Genomic DNA, 17,021 nt, shown 5'->3' on the forward strand with positions numbered 1-17,021 from the left:
ATGTGATGACCCTCAATGCGCTTGTCGACGATCTTGCCCGCTCGCTCGGCTTTCTCAGCCGGCTTCCGGTGTCCTCGCGCTTCTTTGCCGGTCATTCCGGTGAAATGAGCCGCACGCCACGCGCCTTTCCCCTGGCCGGTGCAGTCATCGCAGCGCCAGTCGGGCTGGCGCTGGCATTGCTCCTCAATCTAGGCGCCAGCAGCCTCATCGCGGCCTTCGTTGCGGTGGCGTTGCAGGTCATCCTGAGCGGCGCGCTGCACGAGGATGGTTTGGCCGACACGGCAGATGGTTTTGGCGGCGCCAGCCGTGAGCGAGCGCTTGAGATCATGAAGGACAGCCGTATCGGCGCCTATGGTGTACTCGCCCTGGTGCTCGGGGTTGGGCTGCGGGTGGCTGCACTTGCAGCGCTCGCCAACCGGTTGGCACCCCTCGACGTCGCACTTGCCGTGATCGGCATCGCCGCCGTCAGCCGGGCGCTGATGGTCTGGCATTGGCATGCCCTTCCCCCGGCCCGGCCGGGTGGCGTCGCCGCCTCGCTCGGCAAACCCACTGACACGGCGCTTTATACGGCATTGTTTTTCGGACTGGCTGTGGCGGTGATCACCATCACGCCCTTCGCCTCCTTCCATCCATTAGCCGTCACGCTTTTCATCTCGGCCACGGCTGCTTTTGGCTTCAACCAGTTGACGCGACGACGGCTTGGCGGCCAGACCGGCGATACGATCGGTGCCACACAGCAGATCTGTGAAATCGTCGCACTGGTCACTCTGTCGATGGCGGTATAGCAAAGGCCATGACCACAGCATCCGCCACCCCCGCCGACCCCATTTCCTCGCCCTGCACCCGCGTTTGCACGCTGGATGAACACCGATCGGTCTGTATCGGCTGCGGCCGAACGCTGGAGGAGATCATGAACTGGTCGTATTACAGCCATGACCAGCGCCAGACGATCATGGCGCGTCTTTCCTCGTTGCCCAAACCGAACTGGACCAGCCCATGAAGATCGACGGATTCGTTGTTGTTATCGCTATCCTTTCCGTCGGCCTGATGATCCTGATCGCAAACAACAATAGCGGCCAAACCTTCGGCATGGACAATGACGATTTCGCCCAGGCGTTGGTTCTGCTGCCGTTCATCATGGTTCTTTCGGCAAGCATGCTTGCCAGCCAGCACAATCTCAGCCGCAACCTGCGCTATGCCGCCGCCTGGCTTTTGATCGCGCTCGTTCTGGTGACAGGCTATGTCTATCGACAGGATGCAACCACTGTTGCCGACCGCGTGCTGGGCGGCCTGATCCCGGGCCGGGCCGTCGTCACGACCACCAGCGACGGCGAAAGCCAGATCGTACTACAGCGTGGCCGCTCCGGGCATTTTTCCGCCAAGGTCGAGATAGAAGGCGTTACCATGCCGATGATGGTCGACACCGGCGCAAGTTCTGTGGTGCTAAGCACCGAAGACGCCGAGAAACTGGGCATCGATACCAATAAGCTGAACTTCGGCGTCACGGTCAGCACGGCCAATGGCGATGCCCTCGCCGCACCGACCGTACTGCGTCAGGTGGCGATTGGCCCTATCGTGCGCAACAATGTGCGGGCGCTCGTCACGCAGAAAGGCCGCATGGATGGCAGCCTTCTGGGTATGAGCTTTCTATCGACACTCGACAGCGTCCAGATCCGCGGCGACGAATTGCGGCTGACGGATTGATGGCTGATCAAGCCTTCAGCTTGTAGCCGGTGCTGAACATCCGGGCGATCACGACGAGGCAAACGGCTAGAAACAGGCCGACCATGCCAAGGCTGATGAGCGGATTGATGTCGGCCTCGCCGAAGAAGCTCCAACGGAAACCGCTGACGAGGTAGAAGACCGGGTTGAAATGGCTGACCACCTGCCAGGCGTGCGGCAGTGCGCTGATCGAATAGAAGGTGCCACCGAGGAACGTCAGCGGCGGCACGACCAGCGTCGGCACCATGCTCAACTGCTCGAAATTCTGCGCCCAGACGCCGATAATGAAGCCCGCAATGCTGAAGGAAATAGCGGTCAGCAGCATGAAAGCCAGCATCAGCAGGGGATGGTCTATCCGCATATCCACAAACAGAGTGGAGGTTGCCAGAATGATCAGGCCGAGAATCATGCCCTTGGTGGTTGCGGCGCCAACATAGCCAATCAGCACTTCGGGCAACGCAATCGGTGCGGAGAGAATTTCGTAAATCGTCCCGGTAAACTTCGGGAAGTAGATTCCGTTTGCACCATTGGCGATGCACTGGGTGATGAGCGCCAGCATGATGAGCCCCGGCGTGATGAAGCCGCCATAGGCAACCGCATTGCCGGCCTGCATCCTGGAGCCGATCGCCGCCCCAAAGACGATAAAATAAAGCGCCGTCGACACGACGGGAGAAATCAGGCTCTGCAGCAGCGTGCGGCGCATGCGCTGCATTTCTGCTCGGTAAATCACCCAGATCGCCGTGTAATTCATGATTTTTCCCCGATCAGCGAAACGAAAATATCCTCGAGCGAGGTCTGTCTGGTGGCAACGTCTGTTACCGCGATGCTGGAGGTCTCCAGCGCCGCCAGCAGCGCCATCATCGCGCCCGGCGTTGCCTGCGGTTCGTAATCGTAGACGATCTGGCGCCCTTCGCCGGCAAGGCTCAGGTTCCAATCGTCCAGCCGCCCTGGCAGGCTCTTCAACGGTTCGGCCAGATCCAGAATCATCTGCTTGCGCCCAAGCTTTCGCATCAGCACGGCCTTGTCTTCGACCAGCAGCACCTCGCCCTTGTTGATGATGCCGATGCGATCGGCAATCTCCTCGGCCTCCTCGATATAATGGGTGGTGAGAATGATGGTCACGCCACGCTTCTTGAGGTCGCTGACCAGCGCCCACATGTCGCGGCGTAGGGAAACGTCGACGCCGGCGGTAGGTTCGTCGAGGAACAGCACTCGCGGCTCATGCGACAGCGCCTTGGCGATCAGCACTCGCCGCTTCATGCCGCCCGAGAGTTCACGCAGCACGGCATCGCGCTTTTCCCAGAGCGACAGCGATTTCAGCACCTGCTCGATATAGGCGGGGTCGGCCTTGCGCCCATGAAGGCCGCGCGAAAAGCAGACGGTGTTCCACACGGTTTCAAACTGGTCCGTCGTCAGTTCCTGCGGCACCAGGCCGATAGCGGCGCGGGTTTTGCGAAAGTCGCGCACGACGTCGAAGCCGTCGACCAGAACCGTCCCGGAGCTGGGATTGACGATGCCGCAGACGATAGAGATCAGGGTTGTCTTGCCGGCTCCATTCGGCCCGAGCAACGCCAGGATCTCGCCCTCCTCTATATCAAGGGACACATTCTTCAGGGCCGAATACCCGGTGGAATAAGTCTTGGTCAGGGAGGTGATCGATATGATAGGCGCCATGCTTGCAGACAATCCTGAATTTCCGCCTGACGGCTCCAAGTGTCGATCGGCAACACGGATTTTATCCACGCGCCTGACCGGCCTTGCCTCCCGCAGCGGACGATGAGCGACAGAGGCGCCTATATAGCACGGCGACCGGAGGCGGCCACCGCCATCAGGCAAATCTTTTACCTGAAACCGAAAAAGAGCGGTGGACGGCGGTAATTTCGCTGGAAATCAAGCGTTTAACGCGACTGCAGTTAAAGAGTGATCGTTGAAGACCCGGTTGCGGCCATTCTGCTTGGCTAGATAGAGATACTGGTCGGCTGCATTCAGATAATTGTCGAATGTCTCGCGTCCGCCGACTTCCGCCACGCCAACGGAAACGGTCAGCCCCACCTCGCCGGCTGCGAGAACGACGCGCCCCTGGGCCAGATGCTCGCGCAGGCCGTCGCAAAACACCTGGGCTTGACCACTATCCATATCGGGCATCAGGATCCCGAATTCCTCGCCGCCAAGCCGCCCCAGCAGAACCGAAGTATTGCTGGCATAGGCCGTCATTCGGTCGGCTACGTGTTTAAGCACCCGGTCGCCGGCTTCGTGGCCATGGGTATCGTTAAGCCGCTTGAAGTGATCGACATCGACGATCGCTACGCTGCAGGCGCGGTTATGCAGCAGACATTGCTCGACCAATACAGGCCCTTGGCTGAAGAAATAGCGGCGGTTGTTCAATCCGGTCAGATAGTCCTTGAAGGCTGCCGAGCGCAGCTGCCGAATCTGCAGCAGCGCTTGCACATGCAAGTCGATGCGGCATTGCAACTCCTCGGTGACATAGGGCCGATAGACGAAATCGCTGGCACCGGCTTTCAGGAAACTTGCCGACAGCAGTCGGTCCGCAGAAGAGGAAATTCCGATAATGCGCAGATCGGCATTGGCATAGAGCGAGCGGATCGTACGGGTCAGCTCATACCCGTTCATGTCGGGCATGTGGTAGTCGGTCAGGACGAGCGAAACTTCCTTTTCCTCCGCCAGAATTTCCAAGGCCTGACGCCCGGTTCGGGCTTGCAGCACCTGGAACCCCTGGAGAACAAGCATATCCACCAGCCCAAGCCGCGCCGAGACCATATCGTCGACGACAAGCACCTTGAAAGCCCGGTTCGCCAAAAGCCGCTTCACCGAGGTAATGACGACATCCATCGCCCGGTCATTGTCCTTGACGATGTAATCGGCAACGCCGCGCCCGATGATCTGTTCGCGAATATGGAGGTTGAACGTCCCGGTGAAGACCACGACAGGTATGCTCCGCGCGATAACCGCGTCCAGCATTTCGCCATCCTCAGCCCCTGGTATCTGCAATCCCGCGATCGCTATGTCGAAATGGCAGTCCTCCCGCGACAGGACGGCACGGCACATATCGGCGCTCATGCAACAGGTGACCTCGGCCCCGAGGCTGGTGCGCAGCCGGTGCTCGAGCAGACGGGAAATCGAACGAGAATCCTCGATCAGCAGGACCCTGAGCGGCGCACCGGAAGACGGTCCGCCGCCCAGTCCGACAATGTCAAACAGTTCAGATAGTGGCACGTCCTTCTCCATGGCCTCCCGGCGTCAGGCGTCAGGCAATACCTGCCCAATCACACCGCGCCATTGCTTCGGAAAAGCACCGCTGCGCCTTCAACGGCGGATCAGAGCATTCCCGCATAGTGCTGCTTCCAACGTGCAATCGCGAATACTCGTATTCATCGGAAGAAAAGGATGGGCCGCATCGCGGAAAATCAAATTAGCCGTCACGGCAGTCGGATTGAAAGCCGCATATTATAACTGCACCAACCGGACTGCAGCGGCATATGCTCCATTGCATATCGCCAAGAGGCTTGTCCTCAGCGGCGCTGGCATCGTCTAACGCCGGTGTTCAGCCACCGATTATGCCGATGTAGGGCGCTCCAGCTTTCAGCTGGAGCATCGAACATAAAATTTGGAACCCGCGCAATTCTCGCGGCTGCTTTTCCGCATCGGATCTACTCGAAAACCGGCTCCCTTTTCGACCCGCGCCAAGGTCAGGCTGCGGCCTGATTGCGCTTGCGGCCCGCGCGGATCTGCACCAAAGTGTCAAGGTTCTGGTTGACGCGGCAGTAGAACTCCTCATCGATAAACGGCCGCAGCATAAAATCGTTGCCGCCAACCTTCAGGAAGCGAGCCGACAGCAACCGATCGGAGGAGGAGGAAACGCCGATGATGCGCAATTCATGCGATCCGCGAACCGCACGTATGCGGCGGGTCAGTTCAAAGCCGTCAATGTCGGGCATGTTATAGTCGGTGACGACAAGACCGATATCGGCGTTGCTCTTGAGAAGCTGGAGCGCATTGGCACCGTTATCTGCAGTGCTGACGCGGAAATTGTAGCGTTTCAGGCGGCTCGACAGCAATGCACGCGCAGTCGGGCTATCGTCGACAATCAGGACGTGGTGATTGTGATTGGTCAGGAAGCGGCAAACAGACTCGATCAGCATTTCAACTGCGAAGATATTGTCCTTGAGAATGTAATCGACAATATCCTTCGCCAAAAGCTTTTCACGGGTTTTCTCATGAAACGTGCTGGTAAAGACGATGGTCGGAATGCTCAGATCGGTTAAATATTCGAGCGCCTCACCGTTTTCAGCGCCTGGCAAGTTTATATTCGAGATTGCGAGTGTCACCGGCTCGTCAGAAAGCTCGTTGGCGGCCATCAGATCTTCGTAGGTACGGCAAATTTCCGCGTCTATATTGAATATTTCTTTCAAACGCTGCGATATCATTGATGTAAAAACGTTGGAGTCTTCCGCGACAATAATACGTGCGTCCGGGAATTTTTCGCCCGAATATTGCATTCCTGAAACGCCAAGATAGGTCATGACACGCCTTCGAAAAAATGATCTTGCCGTAACATAGACATGATCGATTGCTGAAATATTAATTGAAACCGCAAGTTATACCTTGTATGCTTAATAAACGAAAAAGGCGGCTCCCCATGGAGCCGCCTTTTTCAGAAGAGTTGGTTTGTTAAGAGACGCGGGTAGTAAATCGTAGCGCCGATCAGGCCCTGAGCGCTGCGTTATCAGGATCAAACGGGCTCTCACCTACAACCACCGCATCATAGAGGGTGCCAAGAATCTTGATCTTCAAACGCGTTCCCTCAGCCGCATAACCGGGTTGCAGCATGGCAAGCGCAATCGACTTGCCGATGCGCCAGCCATAGGTGCCGTTGGTGGCCCGGCCGACGAGTTCGCCGGCGCTGTTGTAGATCGCTTCCGAGCCGCGCGCGTCAACATCGGCGACGCCTTCGACAATAATGGTTGCGAAATTCCATCTCAGTCCATTATCGCGATAGGCAACCAGCGCCTCCTTGCCGATAAAGTCCTTATCAAGCTTGATGAAGCGGTCGAGTGCGGATTCATAGGCATTGTATTCGATCGACATTTCGCGCGGGATCAGACGGTAGGATTTCTCCACCGACATCGACAGCATGGCGCGGATACCGAAAGGCTTGATCGAAAACTCGGCACCGGCCTCCATCAAACGGTCGAAGATATAGTTCTGCATTTCGATCGGGTGATGCAGTTCCCAACCGAGTTCGCCAACGAAGTTGACGCGCAGGGCATGGGCGGAGGCAACGCCAACCGAGATTTCCTTGCCGGTCAGCCAGGGGAAATCCTTGTTTTCAAGGCTGGTGCGGGTCAGCTTCTGCAGGACCTGACGCGACTTCGGCCCGGCCAGCACGAGCACGCCGAGCTTCTGGGTGATCTGCTGCAGACGCACAGAGCCCTCGGTCGGCGCCAGCTTGCGCAGATAATCATGGTCGTGAGCCTCATAGGCTCCGGCCGAGACGAGATAGAAGCGGCCGGGAGCCCATTCGTAGACAGTGAATTCAGCCCGCACGCCGCCATGCTTGGTGAGCATATGGCAAAGCGCGATGCGGCCGCGCTTTTTCGGGATCGCATTGGCAAAAATGCTGTCCAGCCAGGCGCGCGCGCCAGGGCCGGAGACTTCCATCTTGGCAAAGGCTGACATGTCGAGCACGCCGACATGCTGATTGACGTGCTTTACCTCGTTGCCGACATGCTCGAAGTAGTTGGAGCGGCGGAACGACCATTTTTCAACGACGCGGCCATCCTCGGTCGGCGGCGCGTAGTTATGGCTGGTGAGAACATCGACGCCGACGCCAAGCTCTTCCTTCGGCACTTCATAGCCTTCGGGCGCAAACCAGTTGGCGCGCTCCCAGCCATAGACGGAGCCGAACACCGCACCCATCGTCTTCAACCGGTCGTAGACTGGCGTGGTCTTCAACGGGCGAGCAGCAGCGCGCTCCTCGTCGGGATAATGCATGGTGAAGACATTGGCATAGGCTTCTTCGTTCTTCGCGATCAGATAGCCTTCCGTCGCATAGGGGCCGAAGCGGCGCGGATCGGCGCCCATCATGTCGAGCGTGGATTCGCCGTCGACAATCCATTCCGCCAATTGCCAGCCAGCACCGCCAGCGGCAGTGATGCCGAAGGAATGGCCTTCGTTCAGCCAGAAATTCTTGAGGCCCGGTGCCGGGCCGACAATCGGGTTGCCATCGGGCGTATAGGCGATGGCGCCGTTATAAACCTTCTTGATCCCGACTTCGCCGAAGGCCGGCACGCGCACCATCGCCGTTTCGATATGCGGCATCAGCCGGTCGAGTTCTTCCTGGAACAACTCGTATTCGCTCTCGTCGGAGGGACCATCGACATAACACACGGGCGCGCCATGTTCGTAAGGCCCGAGCAGCAGACCGCCGTTTTCCTCGCGCATATACCAGGCACTGTCGGATTCGCGCAGCACGCCCATTTCCGGCATGCCCTTGGCCTTGCGCTCGACGATGGCAGGATGCGGCTCGGTGACGATATACTGATGCTCGACCGGAATGACGGGAATGTTGATGCCGACCATTTCACCGGTCTTGCGGGCAAAGTTGCCGGTGCAGGAAATCACGTGCTCGGCGGTGATTTCGCCCTTGTCGGTGGTGATCTTCCACAAACCGTCCGGCTGACACTCGATGGCTGTCACCGTCGTGTTGCGATAGATAGTGGCGCCGCGATCACGCGCGCCCTTGGCCAGTGCCTGGGTCAGGTCTGCCGGCTGGATATAGCCATCGTCGGGATGCTGGATCGCGCCGAGCAGACCTTCGGTCTCACAGAGCGGCCAGATCTCCTTCACCTGTTCCGGCGTCAGGATATTGACATTGACGCCGATGGTTTCGGCAATGCCGGCATAATACATATATTCGTCCCAGCGGTCCTTGGTACGGGCGAGACGAATGTTGGAGACCTTGCTGAAACCGACATTCATGCCGGTCTCTTCCTGGAGCTCCTGATAGAATTTCACCGAATATTTGTGGATCTGTCCAACCGAATAGCTCATGTTGAACAGCGGCAGCAGGCCGGCGGCATGCCAGGTCGACCCCGAGGTAAGCTCCTTGCGTTCGATCAGGACGCTATCGCTCCAGCCTTTCTTTGCAAGGTGATAGAGCGTGGAAACGCCGACGACGCCGCCACCGATCACCACGGCCCGTGCATGAGATTTGATCGACATGGATTTCCCCTGTTCTGCTGCTGGCCGACGTAGGTGGCCGGATGATGCCGCACGATTCATCCCGCGACTATGATAAAGACCCGCCCCCCTGTGCCGCCCGTTTGCGACATACGACGCCGCGCGTTTTACAAAACGCGCAAAGGACGCCGTAACTCTTTAAATCAGAGGCATGGGCCGCCGCGACATCAGTGGAAAAACTGCACCGGCTACGGCTCTTGATCAATCGCAAAATTTCAAACCCGTCGCAGCGAGGCAGAATCGGCTGGAGCGAGCAGACGGGATGCTATTGCGGCACGAGAAAAACCAGCTTGCAATCCGGCCGGTCGCAGGGCCGGTAGTTGAACTGGCGAAACCGCAACTGACCACGATCGGGCAGCGTAAACATTCGCTCTCCGCCTTGGCGTTCAAGCACCATCTGCTCCTGCCACCCTGCTGCAAACAGTGGGCTTTCCCGCTGCAATAGTTCCACCAGCGCCCGCATGGCGGGATCGCGCATCATATGGCTGAAATCTGCACGAAACTCCGCCAACAGACGCAGTGCCCTCAATTCCCAATCGACGATCAGCTCACGCGCTCGAGGATCGAGAAACACGTAGCACATTAGGTTCTTTTCCTCGCTGCGCTCGTCGAGCCAGTCGGCAAACAGTGAGGCGGCTGCGGAATTCCAGCAGCAGGCGTTCCAATTCCGGTCAAGGGCATAGGCGGGATGCTGGACCATGCTGACGGCCGCAACCAGCGAGGCTGGCACGTCCTCGATCGCATCGCCCTCCTCCTCGTCGGGATCACGCCGTGCTGCGAGCTCAAAGAGATAGGCCCGTTCGGCTCTGGTAAGCTCAAGCGCACGCGCCAGCCGTGCCAGCGCATGGGGAGAGGCCTGCACCTGGCGCCCCTGTTCGATCCAGGCGCACCATGTCGGGCTGATACCGGCGCGGTCAGCCAATTCCTCCCGCCTGAGCCCCGGCGTGCGTCGGCGGCCGATGCGCTCAGGCATCAGTTTTTCACGGTGAGTGCGAACGAATTCGCCGAGCAGTCGTCTCTGTTCAACATCCAGCATGGCAGCATTTATAACAGGATAACTGCTCCTCTTGTAACAGCATATTTTTCCGTCATGCTCTGGTCAGATCTTCGGCAAACAGTGGCCTATTTTCCGCAAGACGAGCGCCAGAATGCGATAACGTCCGCCCCCCAAACCCCGGGGAGCGGCGACAAGGTTTCGATCTTGTCGGGAGCCACGTCGTATTTGTCAGTTTAGCAGGATCGAACCCTTACCAACACCAACCATGAGAGCAGATATGACGAAAGACAGTCACGACCGAAACGTGCAGCAGAATTTCGGACCGAGAGCCGGGGCCTATGTGGAAAGCGCCGTTCACGCGACAGGCGCGGATCTGGCCCGGCTGGGCGAGCTGGCCCGCAACGCTGGCGCACGCCACGGCATTGACCTCGGCTGCGGCGGCGGCCATGTCTCCTATGCGATAGCACCGCATCTTGAGACTGTGACCGCGGTGGACCTGTCCAACGACATGCTGACGGCAGTCACTGAAGCCGCCAAGGCTCGTGGCCTTGCCAATATCACCACACTGCAGTCACCGGTCGAACACCTGCCCTGCGAAGACGGCCAGTTCGACTTCCTCGCCTGTCGCTTTACCGCGCACCACTGGCACGATGCCGAGGCAGGACTGCGCCAGGCGCGCCGGGTACTAAAGTCAGGCTCGCAAGCCGTATTCATCGATGTCGTTTCACCGCAACTGCCACTCGCCAATACCCATCTCCAGGCGGTCGAACTGCTGCGCGACACCTCGCACGTTCGCAATTACACGATTGCGGAATGGACCGAGGTGCTGGGACGGGCGGGCTTTGCCATCGAGGCCTTCCACACCAGCCGGCTGCGGATGGAGTTCAAGGTCTGGACAGACCGCATGGATACGCCGGAAAGCCTGCGGGCAGCCATCCGCCAACTGCAGCAAAGTGCCGCCTTTGACGTCAGGACGTATTTCGAGATCGAGGACGACGGCTCGTTTATGCTCGACGTCGCCATGTTCGAGACCCGCCGGGTCTAGCGCATCTCAGCAGATAATGAGGACCGGATGTCGACAGATCCGGTCCTCCATAACAATCAGGCATCAAGCGCAGGCGCCGGTGGGTCTGCCGTTGCCGGCGCCTCTTCCTTGAGAATGATGCGCTCAGCCTTGAACCGTTCGAAAATACTCAGCCGCAACTCGTTGCGCACCGACAGCCCGTTCAGCACGTCGCCAACGAAGACGCGCACCTCGAATTCGAGGTCGCCGCCATCAAAATTCTTGAAGACAACGACAGGCTCCGGGGTGCGCAACACGCCGGGGATCTCGCCAGCCACTTCCCTCAGGATCGCCATGACGTGACGCGCGTCATTGATCGCCTTGGCGCTGACCTGCATGTCGATCCGACCAAGCTTGTTGCGGTGGGTCCAGTTGCCAACCGAAGCGTTGATCAGCTGCGAATTCGGCACGATGATCGACTGGCGCTGGAAGGTCTCGATTTCCGTCGCGCGGACCGAGATACGCCGCACGAAGCCTTCGCTGGTCCCCGTTGCCACCCAGTCGCCAACCTTGAAGGGCCGCTCGAACAGCAGGATCAAGCCGGACACAAAGTTGGAAATGATGTTCTGTAGGCCGAAACCGATACCAACCGAGAGAGCACCAGCAACGAGCGCCAGGCTCGAGAGATTGATGCCGGCCGCTGACAGGCCCATGAAGCCCGCGACGATTGCTCCGAAATAGCCGACAGAGGTCTTGACTGAATTGCGCACGCCCGCATCGACCTGCGAGCGCGCCATGACATTGCCATCCAGCCATTTCTCGAACCAGCGGGTAATAACGACACCGATCAGGAAGATGGCGATGCCGCTAAAGATCCCGACGATGGAAATGCTGATGCCGCCGATATTGATCTGGATGAAAAGATTGTAGAACCAGGTCTGGATGTCAGGCGGCTGGAAACCCCAGGAGACCAGCACCAGCGGCACGCCGATGATGAACACGAAGCCGTAGATCAGCAGCCCTGCAACGATACCGAACTGATCAAGGGCGACAGGCCCGAAATTGAAACGGCGCTGCATGAAACGACCGACCATGGTCTCCGCAAACCGGTCGCGCTCGGACACCGCCCTGCCCGACCGGATACCGATATACATGGTCGCGACCACGCCGCCGGTCAGGATCAACTGTGTTGCGACGAAGCGTGCCAATCCAACATAGCCGATCAAAGCGGTGAAGATCAGCCAGACGCCACAGACCCTCAAGGCCAGTGCCGTGCGCTTCGACCAGGGACGCCCGGCCTCGGCTTCCTCTTCGGTCTTCGGCAAAAAGGGGCGAGTGAACGACACGACCAGCAGAATCAGCCCGATCAGGCTTGAGGACATCATTCCCTTCAGAACCGTCAGTTCGATCGGCGATCCCAGCGTCTGGGCTATGCTGCCCATGGCATAGTCGAGACCATTGATCGTGGTCATTCCCACGAAGGCGGCAACCAACCGCCGGCTGCCGCGATCCGACACGTGCACCAGCCGCCACTTCGGCGCCCAGGGATTGAAGACGGCAATTGCCAGGCGCGCGGCAAAGAACACGAGCCAGAACACACCAAAGAAGGAATTGATGATCGGCTGGATATCCGGCCGCATCACATTGAAGTTGTCGAGGAAGAAAAAGGTCGAGATCAGGAAGAAGGCAAAGGCGAATGAGGGAATAATCGTCGACCAGAAGGCAACGGAAAACCGGCTCATATAAGAGGGATTTTCCTCCAGTTTGCCACGTTCGATCACAGGCCCGAGAAGGCGGTGCAAGGTAAAACGGATGCCTAGTGCAAGCGCCAGCGACAACACCAGGGCAGAGGCCAGCGAAATCTTCTTGAACCGCCAGGCGAAGCTGACCCAGCCATCGACCAGGTCGACGAATTTGCGCATTTCCGGACCGACCGACATGAGTGCCGCGCCCATGCTGTCAACCGAAACATCGGTATGAGCAAGCAATTGCCGGGTAAACAATTCTCTTCGCGTGGTGATGATCTTAATGGCAAGATCGTTTGCCGCCTTGCTGACATCGTCGATCCGGTTCAGGACCGAGGCAACCTGCCCTTTTTGCGCGTTGAGCTTGTTGCGCTGCTGCGTCACATCAGTTGCTTCGGGCGGCTGACCGTCCTTGGGTGGATCGCCGAGATCCTTGAGCCGCGCGGCAATATCGTCCTGGCGTGGCGCGATCTGCGCCTTCATCGCCAGCAACTGGCCGGTGATGTCATCCAGCGCAGACTTCGCAGCCATCAGCTCACGGTCGTTATTTCCTGATCTTGTCGGGACATCGGCAAGCGAATCGATCTTCTTCTGGATCTGATCGAGGGTCGACGGCGCCTTGGCGACCGGATCGTCGCCGGCAAAGGGGCTGTCCTGAGCCTGGGCCGGGCCGGTGAAGCCGTGCGGACCGAAACCTTCTGCCCCTAGCGCAAGCGCCAGGATCATCGAAAATAGCGCAAGAAATCTCTTCAAGCTCTTCAACTCACTGTCCCTTTATCCCTGAAGCGCGTCGCCATCTCAGGCAAAAAGCGAACGCTCCGACTCACTGTCTCCGGCTTTTACCAAAGGAAAACTGCTTTACGCTTTCCTATGGCAAGCACTCACGAAACATGCCGATGCGCAGGCCTGCCAGCCCTTTCCGGCTAATCCATGATCAAGCCAAACAAGGATAAGCCGGTCGCGCTCAGGCAATGGCGCAATCGGTACACACGATGCTCTCGATATAGCACCGCCTGATGAAGGAGAAACCGGTTTTCGACAGGAAATTTAGGGATTGACGAAGATGGCGCGCAAGGGCGAGCGATGTCGCAGGAGCGGCGATAGAAAAGCAGGAGCGCGGTATTGATGCCGGCTCGCAATCAAGCAAAATGGCGTGGATCCACCAAGGCAGGATGAACCCGCCGAGGGAAGAAATCAACGCGGCTGGCGATAACCAGCTCTGAGTATTTCAAACAGCGCCACCTGTTCGGCAATCAGCGCCTTTTCCGCGTCCCGGCGCACGAAGATTTTGAACATGGCGCCGCCATCCTCGTTCATGAACCAGATCGACAGCGAACGGCGGCCGTGGAACATGCGGTCGACGAAGGCGATGGAGCGGCAGCGCTCCATGCGGATATGGCCGCCAACAGGGCTGTCGCCGTGGATATTGAACCAGCCATGACCGATAGAGCCAGGTGGCAGGGCGCCGACCACTTCCAGAACCACGTCCTTGGTATGGACAATGGTCAGCACATCGCCCCAGCCAGTCAGATGCGCCCAGATCGGCTCGAAAGCCTCGGATGGTGCCAGCGTCACGGCGTCGGCGGGCAGGAGTGCCAGTACCTCGGCGGGCGTCACACCGGCCTCGTCCGCAATCGCTTCCACCACGCCGTCGGGCTTGGCGGCCAGGGCCGCCTTCGCTCGATCGAGCGCAGACGATGGCGCATGATCAATGATGTCCATGCTCATCTCCAGCAGGCTCAAGCCGCTTCGGAGCGGCGCGTGCCGGTGCTGTCTTCGTGAAGGATGACCTCGAAACCTTCGAAATGCGGACCGCTCAGATATTGCACCTTGCTCTTGCCGGCATTGGCATGGGCGGCGCGAAACTGCTCCGATTTCGTCCATGCGACAAAGGTCTCGTGATTTTCCCAGACGGTATGGGAGGCATACAGCGTGTGATCCTCGCTCTTGGGGCCCTTCAGCATGTGAAACTCGATGTAACCGGGCACTTCCGCCAAACGGCCCTGACGCTCGCGCCATTGCGCCTCGAAAGCCTCTTCAAAGCCGGGAACGACGCGAAAGCGGTTCATTGCGATATACATGCTCTGCTCCTTTGCGGCACCGCGCCGCCAATGTCCTGTTGCACCATTATTTAAACTTGTGCATTATAGTCAAGTTAAAACCCGGCCCATCGCGACCAGTCCGACACCTGCTCTGTTAGAGTGTACCAAAGGGCGCATGACCATCACCAGTTATTGCTTTGAACCATGCGCGCAACCGCGCTTGTCGAGCAAGATCCAGGACGATTTTTCGATGAGACTCTCTTCTCGCCTCGCCTGCCCCGACCGCTCCGGCCTGCCCCGCCTGGTGCTGGCCTTCGTCGGCTTTGCCCTTTTATCTTCGACAGTCGTGCGGGCAGCGGACAGTCAACCAGAAGCACACCGAATCGTCTCTGTCGGCGGCACCGTCACCGAAATCCTCTATGATCTCGGCGCTGGCGACCGCATCGTGGCAGTCGATTCGACCAGTTTCTATCCATCCGAAGCTACCAAGAAGCCCAATGTTGGCTATATGCGCCGCCTCTCGGCCGAAGGTATTCTGGCGCAGACGCCAGACCTCATCCTGACGGAGGCTGGCTCAGGCCCGCCGGACGCTCTTGCGGTGCTGGCGCAAAGCGGCATCCGCCTCATCAACATTGCAGAACCGCCGGCTGCCGAAACCGTTGGCGCCCGCATTCGTGCCATTGGTGCCGCCATCGGCAAGACCAGCGAAGCGGACGCGCTGGCCGGAAAGGCAGACGCCGACCTGGCAAAGCTGAAGGCCGATCTTGCCCATCTGCCGCCGGAACGAAAGCGGGTGATGTTCGTGCTCTCCATCGCCAATGGCCGGATCATGGCCGCGGGCAAGGACACTGCGGCGGACGCAATGATCAGGCTTGCGGGCGCCACCAACGCGCTCGCAGATAGCACCGGATATAAACCGCTGAGCGACGAGGCAGTGATTGCCGCCGCACCTGACGTAATCCTCACCATGGACCAGGGTGCTGCCCCTGTTAAAGCCGAGGATGTGTTTGCCCTGCCCGCGCTTGCTGCAAGCCCGGCGGCCAAGCAAAAGGCCTTTGTGAGCATGGACAGCCTCTATCTCTTAGGCTTTGGCCCGCGCACCGCGGACGCCGCCCGTGAGCTGGCAAGCCGGCTTTATCCCGGGGCGGCCATCCGGTGAGCATCGCCATCGACATCGCGCAGCAGCAGCCCGCGCGCGGAGATCGGTCGCAGCAGGGCGCTTTGGCACTGGCCTTGCTAAGCGCCCTTCTCGTAGCCGCCTGCCTTATCTCTTTGACCAGTGGCCCAACCGGCGTCGGGCTCCGCGATCTGATGTCTTATCTGGCCGGCAGCCTCCTCTCGGGCCACCAGACACTGTCCAAGCAGGATCTGATCGTGCTGGAAGCGGTGCGCCTGCCGCGCACCCTGCTTGGCTTGCTGGTCGGCGCCGGGCTCGGTCTGTCAGGCGCGATGATGCAGGGCCTGTTTCGCAATCCGCTTGCCGATCCCGGCATCGTCGGCGTCACCTCAGGCGCGAGCCTTGCCGCCGTCGCGGCCATCGTGCTTGGCCCTACCCTGCTGCTGCCCTTGCAGACCGCACTCGGGGCGCAGTTCCTACCGCTGATGGCTTTTGCCGGCGCACTGATCAATACCGGCATGCTCTACCGGATTGCCACGCGCGGCGGCCAGACATCCACCGTGGCGCTGGTGCTCTCCGGCATTGCCATCGGCGCGTTGACCATGGCAGCAACCGGATTGCTGATCTTCCTTGCCGATGACCGCGCGCTACGCGACATCACCTTCTGGAGCCTCGGCTCGCTCGGTGGCGCCACCTATGGCAAGGCGCTGTCGATTGCCCCCTTTATTCTCGCAGCACTCGCCCTGCTGCCCTTTCTCGCCCGTGGACTGGACGCGCTGGTGCTCGGCGACGCCGCAGCCTTTCATATGGGCATCCCGGTGGAACGACTGAAGCGCATCAGCGTGCTGGTTGTCGCGGGCGCCTGCGGCGCATCCGTGGCCGTGGCCGGCTCGATTGCCTTTGTCGGCATCATCGTGCCGCATCTTCTGCGGCTGGCGATCGGTCCGTCGCACCGTTTCCTGCTGCCGGGCGCAGCACTTGGCGGCGCAAGCCTGCTGCTGCTTGCCGACAGCATCGCCCGCACCGTTGCAGCACCCGCAGAATTGCCAATCGGCATCATTACCGCGCTGATCGGTGCGCCTGTATTTCTGCTTCTGCTGCTTGGCCGCGGCGGGCGCGGCCTCATCGACTGACA

General features: G+C 59.4%; 15 protein-coding genes. 6 read left to right on the forward strand and 9 right to left on the reverse strand.

Going from position 1 to position 17,021, the window contains the following annotated elements; all coding sequences use genetic code 11:
- Window positions 1-5: 5 nt before the first annotated feature.
- From BJF91_RS12565 to BJF91_RS12575, 3 genes are read left to right on the forward strand one after another with little or no spacing between them, the layout of a single operon-like run.
- Complete coding sequence (locus tag BJF91_RS12565; RefSeq protein WP_075614858.1) at window positions 6-785, forward strand: adenosylcobinamide-GDP ribazoletransferase; 780 nt, start codon at window positions 6-8, stop codon at window positions 783-785.
- An 8-nt stretch (window positions 786-793) separates the two neighbouring features.
- Window positions 794-1,000: a DUF1289 domain-containing protein gene (locus BJF91_RS12570; RefSeq protein WP_075614859.1), complete on the forward strand. Its 207-nt coding sequence runs from the start codon at window positions 794-796 to the stop codon at window positions 998-1,000.
- Between the two features lie 2 nt (window positions 1,001-1,002).
- On the forward strand, window positions 1,003-1,704 hold the full coding sequence (locus tag BJF91_RS12575; RefSeq protein WP_075615604.1) for a retropepsin-like aspartic protease family protein: 702 nt from the start codon (window positions 1,003-1,005) through the stop codon (window positions 1,702-1,704).
- 7 nt (window positions 1,705-1,711) lie between these two features.
- Here BJF91_RS12575 and BJF91_RS12580 read toward each other — a convergent pair whose 3' ends face one another.
- The 6 genes from BJF91_RS12580 to BJF91_RS12605 form a co-directional block, all read right to left on the reverse strand.
- Window positions 1,712-2,473, reverse strand: coding sequence for an ABC transporter permease (locus BJF91_RS12580; protein WP_075614860.1), 762 nt, complete (start codon window positions 2,471-2,473; stop codon window positions 1,712-1,714).
- Complete coding sequence (locus tag BJF91_RS12585; RefSeq protein WP_075614861.1) at window positions 2,470-3,396, reverse strand: ABC transporter ATP-binding protein; 927 nt, start codon at window positions 3,394-3,396, stop codon at window positions 2,470-2,472. Before BJF91_RS12585 ends, BJF91_RS12580 begins: the two co-directional genes overlap by 4 nt.
- A gap of 216 nt (window positions 3,397-3,612) precedes the next feature.
- A complete protein-coding gene (locus tag BJF91_RS12590; protein WP_407639882.1) occupies window positions 3,613-4,956 on the reverse strand; it encodes a GGDEF domain-containing response regulator in 1,344 nt (447 codons plus the stop codon).
- 473 nt (window positions 4,957-5,429) lie between these two features.
- Window positions 5,430-6,263 (reverse strand): response regulator, encoded by an 834-nt coding sequence (locus tag BJF91_RS12595; protein ID WP_075614863.1) that lies wholly within the window; start codon window positions 6,261-6,263, stop codon window positions 5,430-5,432.
- A gap of 181 nt (window positions 6,264-6,444) precedes the next feature.
- Complete coding sequence (locus tag BJF91_RS12600) at window positions 6,445-8,958, reverse strand: GcvT family protein (RefSeq protein ID WP_075615605.1); 2,514 nt, start codon at window positions 8,956-8,958, stop codon at window positions 6,445-6,447.
- Window positions 8,959-9,247: 289 nt separating this feature from the next.
- Window positions 9,248-10,018: a helix-turn-helix transcriptional regulator gene (locus tag BJF91_RS12605; RefSeq protein ID WP_075614864.1), complete on the reverse strand. Its 771-nt coding sequence runs from the start codon at window positions 10,016-10,018 to the stop codon at window positions 9,248-9,250.
- A 238-nt stretch (window positions 10,019-10,256) separates the two neighbouring features.
- On the opposite strand from BJF91_RS12605, the gene BJF91_RS12610 reads away from it, so the two are divergent.
- Window positions 10,257-11,024 carry a class I SAM-dependent methyltransferase gene (locus BJF91_RS12610; protein ID WP_075614865.1) on the forward strand — a complete coding sequence of 256 codons (768 nt, stop codon included), beginning with the start codon at window positions 10,257-10,259 and terminating at the stop codon, window positions 11,022-11,024.
- A gap of 56 nt (window positions 11,025-11,080) precedes the next feature.
- Here BJF91_RS12610 and BJF91_RS12615 read toward each other — a convergent pair whose 3' ends face one another.
- From BJF91_RS12615 to BJF91_RS12625, 3 genes are all read right to left on the reverse strand, one after another.
- Window positions 11,081-13,480 carry a mechanosensitive ion channel domain-containing protein gene (locus tag BJF91_RS12615; RefSeq protein ID WP_139310678.1) on the reverse strand — a complete coding sequence of 800 codons (2,400 nt, stop codon included), beginning with the start codon at window positions 13,478-13,480 and terminating at the stop codon, window positions 11,081-11,083.
- A gap of 441 nt (window positions 13,481-13,921) precedes the next feature.
- On the reverse strand, window positions 13,922-14,449 hold the full coding sequence (hutX, locus tag BJF91_RS12620) for a heme utilization cystosolic carrier protein HutX (protein WP_075614867.1): 528 nt from the start codon (window positions 14,447-14,449) through the stop codon (window positions 13,922-13,924).
- Between the two features lie 17 nt (window positions 14,450-14,466).
- The gene (locus BJF91_RS12625) at window positions 14,467-14,808 is read right to left on the reverse strand and encodes an antibiotic biosynthesis monooxygenase family protein (protein WP_075614868.1); all 342 of its coding nucleotides are present in this window, start codon (window positions 14,806-14,808) and stop codon (window positions 14,467-14,469) included.
- A 211-nt stretch (window positions 14,809-15,019) separates the two neighbouring features.
- Between BJF91_RS12625 and BJF91_RS12630 the strand changes: the two genes are divergently transcribed.
- Together BJF91_RS12630 and BJF91_RS12635 are read left to right on the forward strand one after the other, a co-directional pair.
- A complete protein-coding gene (locus BJF91_RS12630; RefSeq protein WP_075615606.1) occupies window positions 15,020-15,928 on the forward strand; it encodes a heme/hemin ABC transporter substrate-binding protein in 909 nt (302 codons plus the stop codon).
- Window positions 15,925-17,019 carry a FecCD family ABC transporter permease gene (locus tag BJF91_RS12635; protein ID WP_075614869.1) on the forward strand — a complete coding sequence of 365 codons (1,095 nt, stop codon included), beginning with the start codon at window positions 15,925-15,927 and terminating at the stop codon, window positions 17,017-17,019. The genes BJF91_RS12630 and BJF91_RS12635 overlap by 4 nt, the downstream gene beginning before the upstream one ends.
- The last annotated feature ends 2 nt before the right edge of the window (window positions 17,020-17,021 follow it).

The sequence above is a fragment of the Gillisella taibaishanensis genome (assembly GCF_001938985.1).
Lineage (GTDB): Bacteria > Pseudomonadota > Alphaproteobacteria > Rhizobiales > Rhizobiaceae > Allorhizobium > Allorhizobium taibaishanense.